Genomic DNA, 16,324 nt, shown 5'->3' on the forward strand with positions numbered 1-16,324 from the left:
CCCTTCGGGTGCGTTGTGAACTGACGAATCAGGTTGACGAATCAGGTTGACGAATCGGACAGGTGCGAGATGCGCTCCGGCCCGGTGCGCAGGCGCAGTTGTGCCGCCAGTAGCTCGGGCAGCGCGGTGTCGCGGACGAAGAAGTGGCCGCCGGGGACGGTGTGCAGGGCGAACGGACCGCTCACCCAGCGCCGCCACTCGGCGACGGCGGCGGCCGGTGCGGCCTCGTCCCCGGTGCCGGCGAAGGCGTGCACGGGGCAGTCGAGCGGCTCGTCCCAGCCCCCGTCCGCCGTACCGTCTCCCGCCGCACCGCCGGCCGCCCACCCGCCGACCGCCCGCTCGCCGACCGCGCGCAGGCTGGCGGCCAGCCGCAGGTCGTCGCGCATGGTGGACAGCAGGGTGCTCAGCCAGCGCGGACGCTCGAACAGATAGGAGGGCAGCGTGCCGTAGCGGTCCAGCGCGGCCAGCAGTGCCGCGTCGGGCAGCTCGCGCTGGTCGGTCAGCGGCGTGGGCAGATGCGGCGGCGGGCAGGCGCCCAACCCGACCAGCACCGGCGCCGGGCGGCCCGCGCGCCGAACGCGCTGGGCGAAGCGGTAGGCGACGAGAGCGCCGAGGCTGTGCCCGTACAGGGCGTAGGGCTCCTCCAGCAGCGGGCCGAGCTGTGTGTCGAGCTCGTCCAGCAGCCGGACCCCGTCGGTGATGCGGGGCTCACGCAGCCGGGTCTCCCGTCCGGGGAGCCGGACCGGCAGTACACACACGCCGGAGTCGAAACCGCGGCGCCAGCGCGCGAAGGTGAGCGCGCCGGCTCCCGCGTGGTGGAAGCAGAACAGCCGCAGTCCGGTGGCGGGCACCTCGCCCATGGTGGGCGGTGCGTCCGTCGGCCGGTGGCCGGGAGGTGCCGCGAGATACGCGTTCATCCCTCCCCCCTTCCCCCGTCCCCATGACGGGGCCGGTCGCCGAGGGCCAGATCCTCACGACCGGCGCTGGACGACAGCTCGAAGCGAGGTGGACCGGCCCCGGGAAGGGCTCATCACCCCGCGAGACCGGCAGCCTGCCCCGAACCGCTTCCGCGCCAGGCGTCCAAGGCATCCTCGCCCCGGAGAATGGCCTGGTGAAGGCGGTCGATCCGGGGCGAGGGCTCCAGGCCCAGCTCCTCCACGAGGGTGCTGCGCAGCCGCCGGAAGGCGATCAGCGCGTCCGAGGAGCGGCCGTCCTGGTGGAAGGCGACCATCAGCAGCGCATGCAGGTTCTCGTAGAGCGGATAGCGGCCGCGCAGGGCGCACAGTTCGGCCAGCACCTCACGGTGGCGTCCCAGCCTCAGGTCGGCGTCGATACGCCGCTCCAGCGCGCCCAGCCTGCTCTCCTCCAGCCGGGTGGCCTCGATGGACAGGTGCTTGCCGTGCGGGAGGTCGGCGAGCGCGGGGCCGCGCCACAGTGCGAGCGCGGAGTCCAGCAGCCGCGACGACTTGGCCATGTCGCCCGCCTCGTAGGCGGCGTGCCCGGTGCGGGTCAGCCGCGCGAACTCCAGGGCGTCGACGTCGCAGTCGGCGATCTCCAGCTGGTAGCCGCCGTGCCGAGTGGCCAGGATCTCCTTGTCGCTGGGCGCGTACGGGTCGCGGGGCGTGGCGCCGTTACCGGTGCCCGGCAGCGGTCCCGGTTCGCCGAGCGCGGCGCGCAGCCTGCGGCGGAGCTGCAGGATGTACGTCTGGAGCGTGGTGGGGGCGCTGCGCGGCGGGCCAGAGCCCCACACCTCCTCCATGAGGTCGGACACCGGCACGATGTGCCGGCTCTGGAGAGCGAGCAGGGCCAGGATCTGCCGCGGCTTGGCCGCGCTCGGCGCGATCGAGACGCCCGCCGTCTCGGCGTGCAGAGTTCCCAGCACCCTGATACGCATTGGGGGCCTCCCCGTTGGCGGTTCTCGCTGAACTGATAGCAGGATTCGGAGAATCGCACTCCATCAGTGCGGCGGAACAGTGAGGAACTCACGATCTTGGTGCGGAGATGCGGCGGGACGGCCCATGAATTCTTCACATGGAGGGTCGTGAAGCGCCCACTGGCCCCCGTACCGGCACCCGCTCACACTTCATTCTGCGCAACGGACCCAGAGAATCGGGCCACTCCCCACACCAGCGTCGCCCCATGAGTCCACGGGGGGCCATGGGTTTCTCTCATCAGACGGGAGACGTCACGATGTCAGGTCACGCGCTCGCCAAGGTCACCGTCAACTCCGCACAGGACGCCGTTGACTCCATCGACCAGGACTGGCGCTTCGCCGAACTGACCGCCCAGTGCTGTCTCGATCCGGCGCTCGCGGTGCGCTACGCCGTCGAACCTCGCGAGGTACTGGCCGAATTCGGCATTAACGCCGACGAAGGGACACACCTTCCCGCACTGCCTGCCGGGCTCGGCGCGGAGGTGACGATCACGAGCCTCGATCCGCACGAGGCCGTCGGCCACACCACCGACTGCCAGACGTGGGTGCCCGTGCCCGTGGCAGAGCCCCGGGTTCCCGCTCCTCCCTTCTCGCCCGGCGAACCCGCCGTCTGACGCAGAGCGGCGAAAGGAACGGGGGAAAACAGAATGGAGATGGAAACCGCGCTGCCCCGGCTGGGGTTCCGTAAGAATCTGCGGCCGGCCGTCGTGCCCGGCGATGCCACGTATCTCATCTCCGAGCAGGGAGTCACGGCCGTCGAGGGCGCCGCGATGGCCACCCTGGCACCGCTGCTCGACGGCAGCCGGGACCTGGCCGAACTGGCCCGCGAGACCCGCGGAGTACTCTCGCCCGGCCAACTCGGCAGTCTGCTGGGCCAGTTGACGGAGGCCAACCTGGTCGCCAGCTTCGCCCCGGCGTCCGGCCCTGCCGCCGTCCAGTCCGATGCCACCTCGGCGTTCTGGGAGTCCGCCGGGCTCAACGGGGTGCGGGCCGACGCCGAACTGTCCGCGGGGCGCGTCAGGCTGCTCTCCGTCGACGGAGCTGAGGGCCACCGCGCCGCCCGGGACGCGTTCCGGGCGGCCGGGCTGGGGCTGGCCGAGTCGGACGAGTCCGCGGAGCACACCCTCACCGTGGTGCTGTGCGAGGACTACCTCTCACCGGTTCTGGCCGACATCGACACCGCGCAGCGGCGGGCCGGCCGGCCCTGGCTGCTGGCGAAGCCGTACGGCGTCCAGCCGTGGATCGGGCCGTTCTTCCAGCCGGAAGCGGGCGCCTGCTGGCACTGTCTCGCCCACCGCCTCAGACACCACAGGACCGCGCACAGCTATGTGGGCCGGGCACTCGGCCTCTCGGCGCCGGTGACGCCGCCGCGTGCGCACATCCCCGCGAGCCGGGCCTGCGCGCTCCACCTGCTGGCGCTCCAGGCCGCGACCTGGCTGGGGGGCTTCCGGGACGCGGGCCAGTCGGCGGTCTGGACCCTGGACAGCCTGCGCGGCGAGGGCCGGCACCATCCGGTCGAACGCCGACCGCAGTGCCCGGCCTGCGGTGATCCGACGCTGGTGGCGACGCGGGTACGGCAGCCCGTCACGCTCGTCTCCCGCCCCAAGGTGGCCACCGGCGGTGGCCACCGGTCGATGACGAGCCGCGAGATGCTGCAGCGGTACGAGCACCTCGTCGGCGAGGTCACCGGCGTGGTGCGGCTGCTGCAGCGCGACCCGCGCTGCCCCGCCGACCTCAACGCGTTCGTCTCCGGGAGCAACCCGGCGCTGCGGGGCAACGGGATACGCAACCTGCGCTCGGCGCTGCGCAGCCACAGCGCGGGCAAGGGTGTCACAGAGCTGGACGCGAAGGTCGGGGCCCTGTGCGAGGCACTGGAGCGGTACTCGGGCACCTTCCAGGGCGACGAGGCCCGCGTCCCGGCGCGGTACGTGGAGCTGGGCGAGGCAGCGGTACACCCCAACGCCTGCCAGCTCTACGACGAGCGGCAGTTCGCCCGCCGACGGGAGTGGAACGCGCTGCACTCGCCGTTCCAGTTCGTCTGCGACCCGTTCGACGAGAAGGCGGTCATCGACTGGACCCCGGTGTGGTCGCTGACCGAGCGGCGGCACCGGCTGCTGCCCACCGCCATGCTCTACTTCGCCACCCCGCAGCACACCGGAGCGCCGGTCTTCGCCCGTGCGGACTCCAACGGCAACGCGGCGGGCAGCAGCCTGGAGGACGCCATCCTGCAGGGCTTCCTGGAACTCGTGGAGCGGGACGCGGTGGCACTGTGGTGGTACAACCGCACCCGCCAGCCGCAGGTCGACCCGGAGTCCTTCGACGAGGAGTGGATCCCCCGGATGCGCGCCTCGTACGCCGCGATCGGCCGCGAGTTCTGGGTCCTGGACCTGACCTCGGACCTGGGTGTTCCGGTGATGTGCGCGCTCTCCCGGTACGCCGGCCGCACGGGCGGCGGGCGGGGCGGCCGCGAGGACATCGTCTTCGGCTTCGGCTGCCATCTGGACCCGGCGCTCGCGCTGCGCAGGGCGTTGACGGAGATGACGCAGATGCTGCCCGCGGCACTGGAAACCGAACTCAGCTTCGAGGACCCGGTCTTCCGCGACTGGTGCATCCGGCGTAGGGTCGCCGATCAGCCCTATCTGGCGCCGGACCCGGAGGCTGCCGTGCTGCGTGCCGCCGACTACGCCTGCACACCGCGCGCCGATCTGCGCGAGGACGTGGCGGACGCGGTCGCGCTGCTGCGCCGGCACGGAATGGAGCTGCTGGTTCTCGACCAGACGCGGCCCGATCTGGGCATCCCGGTCGTGAAGGTCATCGTGCCGGGGCTGCGGCACTTCTGGGCACGATTCGCACCCGGAAGGCTCTTCGATGTGCCGGTGGAACTCGGCCGCCTCGACCGGCCGGTCGACTACAACGGCCTTAACCCCATCCCGGTCTTCGTCTAGCCGATGGTGGCACCGGACCCCCTCGCCTATGCTGAGCACACCTTCGTCAGGGCGAGGGGGGATCGCCAGGTGAGGCCAGGGGGAGAGCAAACCTCTTTACATCAGCAACCGCATGGGGGGCAGCGACCGGCTGTTTACGGGGTGGATGCCGACACGGCTCCCCGCATCGTGCTGACCGTCTTCGTCGTGGCCCTCTCCGGGATCATGGGCGCCGCGTTGCTGCATCTGCTCACCATCGGCGCCTCCTTGAAGCAGGTGCTCGTCGGTGGCCCGGCGATCGCAGTGATGTTCTGCGCCCAAGTGGTCCGCTCCACGCCCCGCGGAATGCGGATGAGCCGCACGCGCCAGTACTGGGTGCTGGGGGTGCAGACTCTCTGTACGTTCCCACCGATGCTGCTGCTGGGGACCGCCTGGATCGGGCTGCCCGGGCTGCTGGCGGGATCGCTGCTGCTCACGTTGTCGAAGCCGTGGTCGTGGCTGGGGACAGCCGGGTGCGTGGCAAGCGTCGTACTCGTCACCTCGGCCTCCGGCTGGCCGCCACTGCGCGTGGCCTACAACGGGGTGTCCGCGCTCACGACCTGTGCCGTCGTCTACGGGCTCACCAAGCTGTCCGAGATCGTCATCCAACTGCGCGCTGCCCAGCAGGAGATCGCCCGGCTGGCCGTGGAGGAGGAGCGGCTGCGCTTCGCCCGTGATCTGCACGACCTGCTCGGCTACAGCCTCTCGGCGATCACGCTGCGCAGCGAGTTGGCGCACCGGCTGGTGGACGCCGACCCTCCGCGCGCCAAGGAGGAGGTGACCCACGTGCTGGAGATCTCCCGGCAGGCGCTGTCCGACGTACGGGCGGTGGCACGCAGCTATCGCAACATCTCGCTGCCTGTCGAGATCTCCTCGACCGTCTCGGTGTTCGAGGCGGCCGGGATCGAGGCGGAGGTCGACTCGACGCTGGAGAACATCTCGGAGACGGTCGGCACGGTGCTGGCCACTGTGCTGCGCGAGGGCGTCACCAACATCCTGCGGCACAGCAAGGTCCGGCACTGCCAGATCACCGTGCGCGGCGGCCCGGACCACGCTGTGCTGCGGCTGGTCAACGACGGGGTGCAGCCGCGCCCCGACCCGCTGGACCCGACCACCCCGCAGCCGGACTCCGACGGGGGCAGCGGTATCGGCAACCTGGCCACGCGGGTGGCGGCGATCGGCGGCACCCTGCGGGCTGATGTGCACGAGGACGGCTGCTTCCACCTGGAGGCCAGCATTCCGGCCGCGGTGCAGGATTCGTAGGTCTTCCGCAATTCGTAAATTTTCCTACAGCCAGCCCTGTTCGCGGGCGATCCGCAGGGCGTCCACCCGGTTGCGGGCCCCCAGCTTGATGACGATGGTCGTCAGATAGTTGCGTACGGTTCCCACCGAGAGGAACAGCTGCCCCGCGATATCGGCGGCCTCCGCGCCCTCGGCCGCCAGCCGCAGCACCTCGGTCTCGCGCGCCGTGAGCGGGTTCTCCCGCGCCGACCAGGCGTCCAGGGCGAGTTCGGGGTCTATGACGCGCTCCCCCACCTGGATGCGGCGGATGGCGTCCGCCAGTTTGCTGGGCGGGGCGTCCTTGAGGAGGAAGCCGGAGACGTGTGCCTCCAGCGCACGGCGCAGATTGCCGGGCTGGCCCAGGCTGGTGAGGATCAGGGTGCGGCAGGACGGCAGCTTCTCGTGCACCTCGGCGGCGGCGGTCAGCCCGTCCATGCCCGGCAGATCGATGTCGATGACGGCGACGTCGGGGCGGTGCGCGAAGACGGTCGGGAGGATGTCGCAGCCCGAGTCGACCTCGGCGACGATCTCGATGTCCGTCTCGATGTCGAGCAGCGCCACCAGGGCGCCACGGACCATATGCATGTCCTCGGCGAGCACCACTGAGATCATCGGAGCACCACTGAGATCATCGTCGAGTTCCCCCGCGGACTCGGCCGCCCTGACTGGCGGTTAGGGACGAGAGAATACCGCCTGATGCCGCGGGCAACACCGGCTCGACCACGAATCGAGGCCAAAGTTGAACAGTGCGTGCATGGCCCAGGATTCCGCCGCCCGTACCAATGTCCGCGCCGGCGCCCGTGCCGGCGCCCGTGCTGGCGCTGATGCCGAGTCCAGTGCCGGCGCTGATGCCGACTCCAGTACCGGCGCCCGTGCTGGCGCTCATGCCGACTCCCGTCCCGGCTCCCTCCGCTACCCGCCGCCGCGGCGGTCGGCGACCGAGGTGCCCGACGCCTATGCCGTACTGCGCGCCGAGGAGCCGGTCGCCGAGGTCACCCTGCCCAGCGGCGACACCGGTCACCTGGTCAGCCGCTACGACGACGTACGGGCCGTGCTCGCGGACCCGCGCTGCTCACGCGCCGCCACCGTGCTGCCCGGGGCACCGAAGCTGACGGCCGTCCCGTTCGACGCGGGCGGCCTGTTCACCATGGACCCGCCCGAGCACACCCGGCTGCGCGGCCTGGTCGCCCGGGCCTTCACCCCGCGCCGGGTGGAGCGCATGCGGCCCCGTATCGCCGAGCTGGCCGAGGAATTGGCCGATGCAATGATCGCTTCCGGCAGCCCCACCGACCTGAACGCGGCCTTCGCCTTTCCCTTCCCGGTGGCCGTCATCTGCGAACTGCTCGGCGTCCCCTACGCGGACCGGGAACGCTTCCGCACCTGGTCCGACGCGGTGCTGTCGCTGACGGCGCACACGCCCGAGGAGATGCTGCAGCACAAACAGGCGCTGCTGGGCTATTTGCGGGACTTGGCGGCCGACAAGCGGCGTGCGCCGGGCGAGGACCTGCTGAGTGCGCTGGTCGCGGTACGGGACGAAGAGGGCGGCGGCGCGAAGGGCGGGCTGAGCGAGCACGAACTGCTCACCCTCGCCATGACGTTGCTCATCGCGGGGCACGAGACCACGGTCGGTGTACTGGGCACCTCCGTCTTCACCTTGCTGCGGCACCCCGGCCGGCTGACCCTGGTGCCGGACGGGGAGGAAGAGCTGGCCGCCCTGGTCGAGGAGCTGTTGCGGATCAACCCGATCGGGGACGGTGGGCCGCTGCGGGTCACCACGGAGCCGGTCGAGATCGCGGGGCGGGTGCTGCCCCCCAACAGCGCGGTGATCGCCTCCATCTGTTCGGCGAACCGCGACGGTGCCCGCTTCCCGGACGCGGACCGCTTTGTTCCGGGCCGTGCCGCTGACGCCGCCCAGCCACCGCATCTGGCCTTCGGCCATGGCCCCCACTACTGCCTGGGCGCCCCCTTGGCCCGCGCGGAGCTCGCCATCGCCCTCCGCGTGCTGGCCACCCGCTTCCGCACCATGCGGCTGGCTGCCCCTGCTGAGAGCGTCACCATGCACACGGGGTTGCTGGTCAACCGGCTTGTGGAGCTGCCGGTGGTGTGGGGGTGAGTCGTGGTCGGCGTACTGGGTCCAGAGCGGAAGACGGGCTCGGCGTCGGGGTCGAAGGCTGATTCCGCACTGTAGGGGGCGGTCATTGGGGCGGGTCGGGGCAGCGCTCGCCGTCTCGTGGGCACGCCAGCGCACAACGCACCACCAACTGCCCGTGCGCGTAGTAGCCCGCGTACGCGTCGGCGTCCCGGTAGACACAGCCCCGCAGATAGGCCAGCTTCCCCTCGACATCGCGGGGCGGCGTGGCGCGTACCTCCGTCTCCAGCCATGCGTAGGTCTGGCCAGGGTCGGTGAAGGTGCCGACCCGCATGGACTGGGGCTTGCGGAACCAGTGGCCGATCGTGTTCGGGGGTACGGCTGCCTGGAGGTTCCGGGCCTCGCTGTCCTTGGGCCACTGTCCCCCGGTATAGGCATACGCGTGCCAGTGCACCGTCCGGCGTTCCTTCCTGGCGGGCGCGGCGCCCCACTCCGCGAACGGGGCGCCGCGCGTGTGGAGTTATTACCGGTCACCGCCGCCACAGCCTTGGCCGCTGCCGCAGTCCGGTTCACCGGCGGGGTCGGTAGGCTCGTCGTCCTCGGGATCGGCGGCGGCCTGGATCAGCGCATGCATGCTGCTCCTCCTTCTGCTGAATTTCTCGGGGACCCGCCTCCGGGGCCGTGGCCGTCACGCGTTGGAGTGGAAGCCGTGCGCGGCGGCCCGCCTGGGGGCGCGGTTATCGCTCCGGCCAGGGGTGGGAGTCATGAGGGGGCGCCTTGTCGCTTCTGCGCCTGGCGGATGATCTCGTCGATGACGGGCGGCAGGTTGGCGGGTCGCTTCCTGCAGCTCCGGCACGTCGGCACGTCGCGGTCCGGGCCGGTGTTGGATGGACAGCGGACGACTTCGACGTCGTGCCCGGTGCCGCAGCCTTCACAGCGGACGGTCAAGTCGCCACCGCCCTCGCTCGGACAGCGGGCCACCGTCGGCCGACGACTCCAAGGCTGTGAGGATGGCGTCCGAGAGCAGCAGCCCGGTCTCCAACTGGACCATCGGGTCCGCGGGCAGCCCGTCCGGCGCAACGCACAAGTCGGCCGGGGCTTCACGAGCAGACCGTTGCAACTCGACGGCGAACTGCCCGGCCACGGGCCCGGTTGGATGCGCCAGTTCCAGGTACGCGGCCCGGCGGGCGAGATGCGTGAGGACCAGAGCGCGCTGCCCCACGCTGGAGTTCTCCCAGAAGGTCTGTAGGAACTCCGACTCCATGGCCTCCTCGGGACCGCGCGTCCGCAGGTGCTCGGTCATGAACCGGCGGAGCGTCAGGTGGCGGGTGTCAGACACGACCGGCCTCCCGGGCCTCGGCCGCGGCGACTCGCTTCGCCAGCGCCGCGATCGCCTGTTTGGCACCGGGGGAAGTCGTCCACTGATGGGCCAGCGCTCGCGCGCACGGCAAGCAGGCGTACTCCCCACCTCCTGCTCCCGAGCCCTGCTCGTGGATGATGATGAGCGCGACGTCGTCGGCCATGCCTTGGTGCCACGCGCAGTATCCGGCCGTCATGTGGTCCTCTCCTTCTCTGCGGGTGGGCAGGAGCAGGTGCCCTGCACGGTGATCCAGTCGGGCTGATCACCGCTTGGTGTGGGCTCGGTGCCGATCACGACGGTCGGCAGCACGCCGCAGCGTCGGCACGCCACACGTTCGGCCAAGGCCGCATCGAGGACCGCGCGGACTGCCGGGTCACTGACTGGTGTCGTCGGTGCGGCGCTCATACGAATGCCGCCACGGGTAGGCGCATACGCCCGCTGAACGCAGCGCCGAGCGCGACAGGGTCGGTCAGTCGGCCCGTACCGTCCGGGCTCTCCAGCCAGCCGCGGCCATGCCCGTAGTCCCCGGGTGCTGGACACAGCAGGGTCTGGCCGCTGCCCCACACCGTGAGGCGGCGGAGGGCGTCCAAGTGGTCGGCTGCGTCCGGCGGAAGGAGCCACCAAGCCCGGCGGCTCTCCGGGTGGACGAGGACAGGGCCGAGCTTGCCCGCGCGGGAGAGGGCCGGTATGGCGTCCATGCTGTCCAGCAGGTCAGCCTCAACGACCGTCCACTCTTTGGGCAGAGGAACAGTGGCCAAGCCGTCTCGGGACCAGGCCGTGAAGACGGCCGTGGGACGGGGCGTGGACTCGGCCAGCCAGCATGCGCCGCGTGACCATGAGCCACCGCGAGCAGTAGCAGTACATGGGGTACTCGTCACCATGCGCAGCAACGTAGAAGCGCTGGTTCTCGCTTGTCCCGCTTGGTTCTCGTTGGTTCTCGTACTGGTTCGCGCGGTTCGCGCTGGTGCTCACGACAGGTCGAGAGATGCGCGGGCCCGTGCGATCAGCCGACGAGCATCCGCGCCATACACGGCCGCGCTCGTGAGGCAGTCCCACACCTTGACGTACAGCGCAACGTCTTCGGCCGTGTCGAGCCACATCTCGGCGTTCCACGTATCGGCGACGATCAGTCCCTCATCGATGATCCAGAAGCCGTGTTTAGGAGACAGCTTCAGGCGCGTGCCGAGGGGGATGACTCCAAGCCGCACGGTCTCCAGGCCAATCAGGCCGGAGAGCCTGTCCAGTTGGGCGGCCATGTCGGCGGGCCCACAGCGTGCAACGTAGAGCGCCGCTTCCCAGATGACAGCCTCGACGCTGTGCCCGGGCTCGTACAGCACGTCTTGGCGTCGCATGCGTGCCCGCACCCCGGCGTCGATATCGCGTGGTGTGCCGTGCCGTTCGGACACGTCCGTCAGGACGCAGCGGGCGTACTCGGGGGTCTGGAAGATACCCGGGATGATGGCGGGTTCGAACAGGCGGATGCGTTCCGCCTGCCGCTCCTGGACAACGTTGAGTTCCTGCACCGCGCGGTGCCCCGCGGCGAGCTGCCGACGCCACGAACGGTAGGTGGTCTCCAGCCCTCGCAGGCGGGACTTCAATTCCGCGAGCGTCTCGGGACGCCCGGTCTCCCGTGTCCACGTTTCCAAGTCCATGTTCGTCGCAGTCTGACGGCCGTTCTCCAGCTTGGAGACCTTCGAGTGCGTCCAGCCGCAGCGTTCCGCCAGTTGCCTTGTGGTCAGCTCGGCCTCGGTGCGCATCTCGCGGAGGCGCGCACCGAGGGACTGTCGAGCCTGCTGGAAGTCGGTACTCACGCGCTGTCGGGCAGCTGAGCCCGGAACTCCTCGCGCCGTACAGCGAAGTGCCAGGCAGCATCTCGGGCCTGGCAGTACCGCAACACCTGCGCCGGGTCCTCGACCAGCTCTGCGCCGAGGTACCCGTCCTTCTCATCGAAGTGCATGCGCAGCGCGAGGCGTGAGTCGAACAGCCAGAAGTCCTCTGCTGGTAGGCCGACTCTTTCGGCGTCGGCGCGCCACATGTTCCGGATGTCCTCCCCGGCCGCGTTGTTGCTCGCCGCGCCCGCGAAGAGGAACAGCTGTTCCTCTGTGGGCGGGTCGTCAATGATGCGGACTCGCTCGAACCTCTTGCCTTGTGCCGTCTGCCGCTGCACGTTCGCGCACCATGGGCGGGCTGTGTCCAGGGGCAGGCGGCCGGCGAGGAAGAGCTGGTACCGCTCGCCCTCCCGGTCGGACGCGTAGCCGCGGCGGGTCTCCAGCCGCCATGCGACGTGCTCGAACTTCTCGAAGTAGTCGCCGAACGTCGAGTCGTCGATGAAGTCCGGCACGTGCTCTACTCCTTGGGCGCGTAACGGGTCAGCAGTTCTCGTGGGACCACAACGGCGGACTCCCCGTCAAGGACATGACTGAGCTGAGCCAGTTCCTCGGGATCGGTGACCGTGTAGCCCTGGATCACGATGTCACCTGTGCCGGTGTCCTCATAGACCGTCGGGCATTTTCCGTCGTCCGAGGTGGTGCCGATCATGCGCAGCTGTCGGGCCATGGTGCTCTCCGATCGTTGTCGAGTTACCGGACCGCTTCGCACAGTAGCGGCGCTTCAGCATGCTGCGTCAGGGATCGGGCAAAGTGACTCGGGGACGGCGTCCGCCGCAGCGTCGAGAGCATCCTGGCGCAGCGCAAGCTAAAGGCGCGAGCCGTCACGCGCTCGCGGGCCGTAGCCGAAGGCGCGGTCGACGGCGATGTGGGCGAGCCAGCCGCACGCGGCGACGGTCAGTCTCCGGCTGCCCAGCGTGCGGGCGGCGCCGAAGAGGGCGAGGGGGACGCCGGGCGAGTGCAGGACGTTGTAGGGGCGGACCGCATAGGGCGGGAGGGGGTCGAAGGTGGGGGCCGAGGCGGCGCCGTAGAGGAGGGCGATGTCGGGCAGGACCGCGCAGGTCCAGAGGACTCGATTGCGGGGGCCTCCCAGCCGGGCGCCCGCGTAGAGGGCCGTCACGCCGACCGCGCCGCTGAGGGCTCGCCCCCAAGGGGTGTGCCAGGTCCAGCCGTTCATGTCCGCACTCTCCCCCGGCGCGGCCCGAGCAGTCCGGCGGCAGCGTCAAGTGCTGTGCGGCGTACCGGGTGGACGCCCAGGCCGCGCAGGGCCGAGCCGAGCAGCAGGGGGCGGATCCGCCCGAGGTTGGCGGGGGCGCCGTGTTCGTCGTCGACCAGGAGGAACCGTCGCCGCGCTGCCGGGTCCCGGGCCAGCGCTGCCGCGTCGCTGAGCGGAACGATGTCGTCCCGCAGCGCGGCGACGTAGGTGACGGGCAGATCTGTCAGCCGGGCCAGCTCGTCCGCCGTCAGTGCCCATTCGCCCAACTCGGCGGGCGGACGGCCGGTGAGCCGCGTCAGCGTGTGCACCGTTGTCGCGGGGAGCCCGGGGTGCCAGTCGCGGTCGCGGAAGAAGTGCCGCACGGGGGCGCCCACCGTGGAGACGCCCACCAGGCGGCGGTCCGTGAGTGCGGCCCGCAGCGCGAGGTGGCCGCCGAAGCTGAGGGCCACGGCGTGGGTGCGGCGGACATCGGCGCGGTCCGCGAGCCGGTCGAGGAGGGCGCTCACCATGGCGGGCGCGGCGGCGTCGTAGGGCAGGGTGTTCTCGCCCACGCCGGGCAGCTCCGTGACGGCGATGGCGCATCCCAGCGCGGCGGCGCGGGCGAGCAGCGGCGCCCACTGTTCCTTGACGGAGACGATGCCGCCGCACACCAGGATCAGCGGGCGGGGCGCGTGCCGGGACAGACCGGCCGTCCACGCCGCGAACCGGCCTGCTGCGGGGGGGAGTTCGAGCTCCGTGCGGCCGATGCCGGGGTAGGTGGACCGCCAGCTGTCGAAGGACCGCACGCACAGCCGCTGCGCCCGCTCCCGCGCGGGTCCGTCCACGTAGGGGAAGCGGGCCAGCGCGTAGTGGCGGGCGGCCTCCAGGTGGCGGCCACGGGCGGCGAGCGCGTCCCCGGCACGGCTCCAGACCACGGGCCAGGAGTCGGCCTCGTCGCCGTGTGCCGTACGGATACGGGAGAGCAGGGCGTGGCAGCGGGCGGCGGGGATGCCTTGTGCGCGGGCGTGCAGGGGCGCGAGCGCGCGGAGTTCGGACAGCATCGGCGCTTCGGTGAGGCTCATGCGGGTGTCGCCTCCTCCGCGCGGGCCGACTCTCTCAGCAGGGCATGGCCCGGGAAGTAGGCGGGGGCCAGCACCCGGCGCCGCAGTGCCGGGCTCGCGTCCAGGGCGCGGTAGAGGGTGCGACGAAGCGCGGTCGCGGCGGGGGAGGTGAGGGTGAACATCCGCTCCTGCCGCAGCTGGAGGGCGCGCGAGCGGCGTACGTCCGGCTCCCGTCGGTGCTGGAAGAGGTGCAGGGCCGTGCCGAGTGCCCGGCCGCGGGCCTGCCGGTCGCGGCTGAGTGCCTCGGCGACCAGCGGGGCCAGTTCCACGGCGTCGGCCAGCGCGTGGTTGACGCCCTGGCCGAGGACGGGCGAGAGGGTGTGCGCCGCGTCGCCGATCAGTACGACGCCGGGCGCCGACCAGCGCGGCACGTCGGTGGTGAAGATGTCCAGCAGCACGGTGTCCGACCAGCTGCGCACACCCGCGCGGACCGACTGGTCGGTCTGCGGTGCCAGTTGGGCGAGCCGGGCACGCAGCTGGTCGAGGCCGCCCGCGCGCAGTGCCCGCAGTCCGCCCTTGGGGATGTTGAGGCCGACCCGGACCGTGCCGTCCGTGCTGGGCAGGAACAGGCCGTGGCTGCTGCCGACGATCCGGACCCGGTAGGCGCGCCGGTCCCAGCCGACGGGAAAGGGCAGCTTCAGCCAGACCACGTCCCGCTCCAGCGGCATCTGCCGCGCCCGCTCGGCAAGCCCGCTCAGGCGGCGTACGGCGCTGTAGCGGCCGTCCGCACCGACAGTCAGTGCCGCGTGGACCCGCACCGTTCCGGCCGGAGTGCTCGCCCGTACGCCTGTCACCGCGGGGCCCTCCACCAGCAGGCCGACCGCGGTGGCGGGCTCCAGCACGGTGCAGGCGCCCGGTTGCGGGCCGGTCAGCTCCGCGAGGGCTGCCAGCAGGGTGGGCTGGGCGAGCTCCACCGGGTGCCGGTAGCGGTAGGGGAAGTCGGCGAACCGTACGTCGAGCACGCGGTGGCCCGCGTCCTCGATCTCCAGCCGGTCCACCCGGTGCGCCGCCTCACGGACCCGCTCCCAGGCGCCGAGTGCGGCCAGCAGCCGTACGCCGTCCGGCGAGACGGACTCGCCCCGGAAGGCGGGGCCCGTGCCGCGGGCCGGGTCGCGCTTCTCCAGCAGGACGACGTCGCAGCCCAGCCGGGTCAGCGCCAGCGCGAGGGCCCGGCCGCCGGGTCCGCCGCCGACCACGCACACGTCCGCGCTCAGTGTCGCGGTCCCGCTGTGTTTCTCCCCGGGCGACCCCGGCGATCCGGGCGACCTGGGTGTCTCACTCCGCACGGTTCCCCTCCCCCGTTCCGTCCGTCCCGTCCACCAGTGCCGCGATGAGCCCCGCGTCCAGCATGGTGGCCGCAGCCGTGTCGCTCGTATCGCCGAAGCCCGCGTCGAAGAGGGCGACGCTGACGGTGTAGGCCCGGTCGATCAGACAGGTGTGAAACGCCCACTCCTCGCCGGTGCCCGGCGCACCGTCGGGCCGCAGCACCTGTACGTTGCGGTCCTGCGGGCTGAAGCCGAACTCGGTGAAGCGGAACCGCATGCCCTGCCCGATGGCCTTGCTGTACGCCTCCTTCAGCGTCCACAGCCGTACCAGTGCGGCGTTGCGCCGCTCCTCGGCGATCTGCGCCAGGGTGCGGCGCTCGTACGGCGTACAGACCTGGTTCTCGGTGCCCAGGCCCAGCATCGGCCGGTCCTTGGCCTCCGCGTCCACGCCGATCCAGCCGCGCCGGGTGAGGCCGACGAGCAGCAGGTCCTCGGTGTGGCTGAGGCTGATGTCGATCTGGTCGAGGCCGCGCAGATAAGGGCGTCCGCCGGGCTTGTAGGCCAGTTCGACGGCCTCCGGTGCCGCCTCGATGACCGCGCACGCCACATGTTTGAGCAGCAGCCGGGACGCCACGAAACGGGCCCGGACCTGCGGGTGGGTCATCTTCCGGAAGCGTGCGTGGTCCCGGCCCAGCAGCGGCCGCAGCCCCGGGGCGTCCAGATCGTCGGGCAGCCACTGCGCCAACCGCGCGTGCACGACGACGCTTCCGTGGCGCTCGACCGCCTCACGGACCCGCTCCCAGGGTCCCTCCGGTCCGCTCACCCGCACCGGCCGGGCGAGGGTCTCTGCCGTTCGCTCGTCCGTCGCGGGGCCCAAGGTGATCGCCATGCCAGCCCTCCAGGCGTGTGCCCACGCCGTCGAGTACGTCCGCCGCGCGGTGACCCGGCGAGTCCACCGCGGGCGTGCCCGGCAGTGCCTGCCGGGCGGCCGGGGCGCGCGCGGTCATGTGCTCACCGCCACGGCCCAGATGTCGCGCAGGCTGCGTGCCTGGAGTACGGCGTCCACCGGTACCGGCCGGCCCAGTTCCTGCTCCAGCAGCGCGACCAGCCGCAACAGGTGTACGGAGTCCCACTCGGCCAGCTCGGTCAGCTCCGCCCCGGCATCGGTGGCTGCGAGCGCCGTTCCGAGGTGCGTATTGGCGAGTTCGATCAGTTCTTCGACGGTGCGCAT

19 protein-coding genes are annotated in these 16,324 nt (G+C 71.4%); 4 read left to right on the forward strand and 15 right to left on the reverse strand.

The window, feature by feature from the left end:
• Positions 1–41: 41 nt before the first annotated feature.
• On the reverse strand, positions 42–917 hold the full coding sequence (locus tag ACTWQF_RS25885) for a thioesterase II family protein (RefSeq protein WP_443282090.1): 876 nt from the start codon (positions 915–917) through the stop codon (positions 42–44).
• Between the two features lie 113 nt (positions 918–1,030).
• On the reverse strand, positions 1,031–1,894 hold the full coding sequence (locus ACTWQF_RS25890) for an AfsR/SARP family transcriptional regulator (protein WP_443282091.1): 864 nt from the start codon (positions 1,892–1,894) through the stop codon (positions 1,031–1,033).
• A gap of 296 nt (positions 1,895–2,190) precedes the next feature.
• Here ACTWQF_RS25890 and ACTWQF_RS25895 point away from each other — a divergent pair, with 296 nt between their 5' ends.
• From ACTWQF_RS25895 to ACTWQF_RS25905, 3 genes are all read left to right on the forward strand, one after another.
• A complete protein-coding gene (locus ACTWQF_RS25895) occupies positions 2,191–2,547 on the forward strand; it encodes a hypothetical protein (RefSeq protein ID WP_443282092.1) in 357 nt (118 codons plus the stop codon).
• A gap of 39 nt (positions 2,548–2,586) precedes the next feature.
• Positions 2,587–4,878, forward strand: coding sequence for a TOMM precursor leader peptide-binding protein (locus ACTWQF_RS25900; RefSeq protein ID WP_443282173.1), 2,292 nt, complete (start codon positions 2,587–2,589; stop codon positions 4,876–4,878).
• Positions 4,879–5,019: 141 nt separating this feature from the next.
• Positions 5,020–6,159, forward strand: coding sequence for a sensor histidine kinase (locus tag ACTWQF_RS25905; protein ID WP_443282093.1), 1,140 nt, complete (start codon positions 5,020–5,022; stop codon positions 6,157–6,159).
• A gap of 24 nt (positions 6,160–6,183) precedes the next feature.
• Here ACTWQF_RS25905 and ACTWQF_RS25910 read toward each other — a convergent pair whose 3' ends face one another.
• Positions 6,184–6,789 (reverse strand): response regulator transcription factor, encoded by a 606-nt coding sequence (locus tag ACTWQF_RS25910; protein WP_443282094.1) that lies wholly within the window; start codon positions 6,787–6,789, stop codon positions 6,184–6,186.
• Positions 6,790–6,931: 142 nt separating this feature from the next.
• On the opposite strand from ACTWQF_RS25910, the gene ACTWQF_RS25915 reads away from it, so the two are divergent.
• The gene (locus ACTWQF_RS25915) at positions 6,932–8,290 is read left to right on the forward strand and encodes a cytochrome P450 (protein WP_443282095.1); all 1,359 of its coding nucleotides are present in this window, start codon (positions 6,932–6,934) and stop codon (positions 8,288–8,290) included.
• An 82-nt stretch (positions 8,291–8,372) separates the two neighbouring features.
• Here ACTWQF_RS25915 and ACTWQF_RS25920 read toward each other — a convergent pair whose 3' ends face one another.
• From ACTWQF_RS25920 to ACTWQF_RS25975, 12 genes are all read right to left on the reverse strand, one after another.
• Positions 8,373–8,720 carry a hypothetical protein gene (locus ACTWQF_RS25920; RefSeq protein ID WP_443282096.1) on the reverse strand — a complete coding sequence of 116 codons (348 nt, stop codon included), beginning with the start codon at positions 8,718–8,720 and terminating at the stop codon, positions 8,373–8,375.
• A gap of 477 nt (positions 8,721–9,197) precedes the next feature.
• Positions 9,198–9,605, reverse strand: coding sequence for a hypothetical protein (locus tag ACTWQF_RS25925; protein ID WP_443282097.1), 408 nt, complete (start codon positions 9,603–9,605; stop codon positions 9,198–9,200).
• A complete protein-coding gene (locus ACTWQF_RS25930; protein WP_443282098.1) occupies positions 9,598–9,822 on the reverse strand; it encodes a hypothetical protein in 225 nt (74 codons plus the stop codon). The genes ACTWQF_RS25925 and ACTWQF_RS25930 overlap by 8 nt, the downstream gene beginning before the upstream one ends.
• A gap of 205 nt (positions 9,823–10,027) precedes the next feature.
• A complete protein-coding gene (locus ACTWQF_RS25935) occupies positions 10,028–10,324 on the reverse strand; it encodes a hypothetical protein (protein ID WP_443282099.1) in 297 nt (98 codons plus the stop codon).
• A 270-nt stretch (positions 10,325–10,594) separates the two neighbouring features.
• Positions 10,595–11,437 (reverse strand): helix-turn-helix domain-containing protein, encoded by an 843-nt coding sequence (locus ACTWQF_RS25940; RefSeq protein WP_443282100.1) that lies wholly within the window; start codon positions 11,435–11,437, stop codon positions 10,595–10,597.
• Positions 11,434–11,967: a DUF6879 family protein gene (locus ACTWQF_RS25945; protein WP_443282101.1), complete on the reverse strand. Its 534-nt coding sequence runs from the start codon at positions 11,965–11,967 to the stop codon at positions 11,434–11,436. The genes ACTWQF_RS25940 and ACTWQF_RS25945 overlap by 4 nt, the downstream gene beginning before the upstream one ends.
• Before the next feature lie 5 nt (positions 11,968–11,972).
• A complete protein-coding gene (locus ACTWQF_RS25950; RefSeq protein WP_443282102.1) occupies positions 11,973–12,182 on the reverse strand; it encodes a hypothetical protein in 210 nt (69 codons plus the stop codon).
• Between the two features lie 138 nt (positions 12,183–12,320).
• Entirely contained in the window at positions 12,321–12,689 is a 369-nt protein-coding gene (locus ACTWQF_RS25955) for a DUF4260 family protein (RefSeq protein ID WP_443282103.1), read from the reverse strand.
• A complete protein-coding gene (locus ACTWQF_RS25960; RefSeq protein WP_443282104.1) occupies positions 12,686–13,789 on the reverse strand; it encodes an alpha/beta hydrolase in 1,104 nt (367 codons plus the stop codon). Before ACTWQF_RS25960 ends, ACTWQF_RS25955 begins: the two co-directional genes overlap by 4 nt.
• Positions 13,786–15,114, reverse strand: coding sequence for an FAD-dependent monooxygenase (locus tag ACTWQF_RS25965; RefSeq protein WP_443282105.1), 1,329 nt, complete (start codon positions 15,112–15,114; stop codon positions 13,786–13,788). The genes ACTWQF_RS25960 and ACTWQF_RS25965 overlap by 4 nt, the downstream gene beginning before the upstream one ends.
• Positions 15,104–15,982 (reverse strand): 4'-phosphopantetheinyl transferase superfamily protein, encoded by an 879-nt coding sequence (locus tag ACTWQF_RS25970; RefSeq protein ID WP_443282106.1) that lies wholly within the window; start codon positions 15,980–15,982, stop codon positions 15,104–15,106. Before ACTWQF_RS25970 ends, ACTWQF_RS25965 begins: the two co-directional genes overlap by 11 nt.
• Positions 15,983–16,096: 114 nt before the next feature.
• The gene (locus ACTWQF_RS25975; protein WP_443282107.1) at positions 16,097–16,324 is read right to left on the reverse strand and encodes a phosphopantetheine-binding protein; all 228 of its coding nucleotides are present in this window, start codon (positions 16,322–16,324) and stop codon (positions 16,097–16,099) included.

The organism is Streptomyces sp. 8N114 (assembly GCF_052245835.1).
Lineage (GTDB): Bacteria > Actinomycetota > Actinomycetes > Streptomycetales > Streptomycetaceae > Streptomyces.

Bases quoted from the DNA above. Each gene is read 5' to 3' on its own strand.
- ACTWQF_RS25885 (WP_443282090.1), bottom strand. From the start codon at position 917: ATGAACGCGTATCTCGCGGCACCTCCCGGCCACCGGCCGACGGACGCA.
- ACTWQF_RS25890 (WP_443282091.1), bottom strand. From the start codon at position 1,894: ATGCGTATCAGGGTGCTGGGAACTCTGCACGCCGAGACGGCGGGCGTC.
- ACTWQF_RS25895 (WP_443282092.1), top strand. From the start codon at position 2,191: ATGTCAGGTCACGCGCTCGCCAAGGTCACCGTCAACTCCGCACAGGAC.
- ACTWQF_RS25900 (WP_443282173.1), top strand. From the start codon at position 2,587: ATGGAAACCGCGCTGCCCCGGCTGGGGTTCCGTAAGAATCTGCGGCCG.
- ACTWQF_RS25910 (WP_443282094.1), bottom strand. From the start codon at position 6,789: ATGATCTCAGTGGTGCTCGCCGAGGACATGCATATGGTCCGTGGCGCC.
- ACTWQF_RS25915 (WP_443282095.1), top strand. From the start codon at position 6,932: ATGGCCCAGGATTCCGCCGCCCGTACCAATGTCCGCGCCGGCGCCCGT.
- ACTWQF_RS25930 (WP_443282098.1), bottom strand. From the start codon at position 9,822: ATGACGGCCGGATACTGCGCGTGGCACCAAGGCATGGCCGACGACGTC.
- ACTWQF_RS25935 (WP_443282099.1), bottom strand. From the start codon at position 10,324: ATGGACGCCATACCGGCCCTCTCCCGCGCGGGCAAGCTCGGCCCTGTC.
- ACTWQF_RS25950 (WP_443282102.1), bottom strand. From the start codon at position 12,182: ATGGCCCGACAGCTGCGCATGATCGGCACCACCTCGGACGACGGAAAA.
- ACTWQF_RS25955 (WP_443282103.1), bottom strand. From the start codon at position 12,689: ATGAACGGCTGGACCTGGCACACCCCTTGGGGGCGAGCCCTCAGCGGC.
- ACTWQF_RS25960 (WP_443282104.1), bottom strand. From the start codon at position 13,789: ATGAGCCTCACCGAAGCGCCGATGCTGTCCGAACTCCGCGCGCTCGCG.
- ACTWQF_RS25970 (WP_443282106.1), bottom strand. From the start codon at position 15,982: ATGGCGATCACCTTGGGCCCCGCGACGGACGAGCGAACGGCAGAGACC.
- ACTWQF_RS25975 (WP_443282107.1), bottom strand. From the start codon at position 16,324: ATGCGCACCGTCGAAGAACTGATCGAACTCGCCAATACGCACCTCGGA.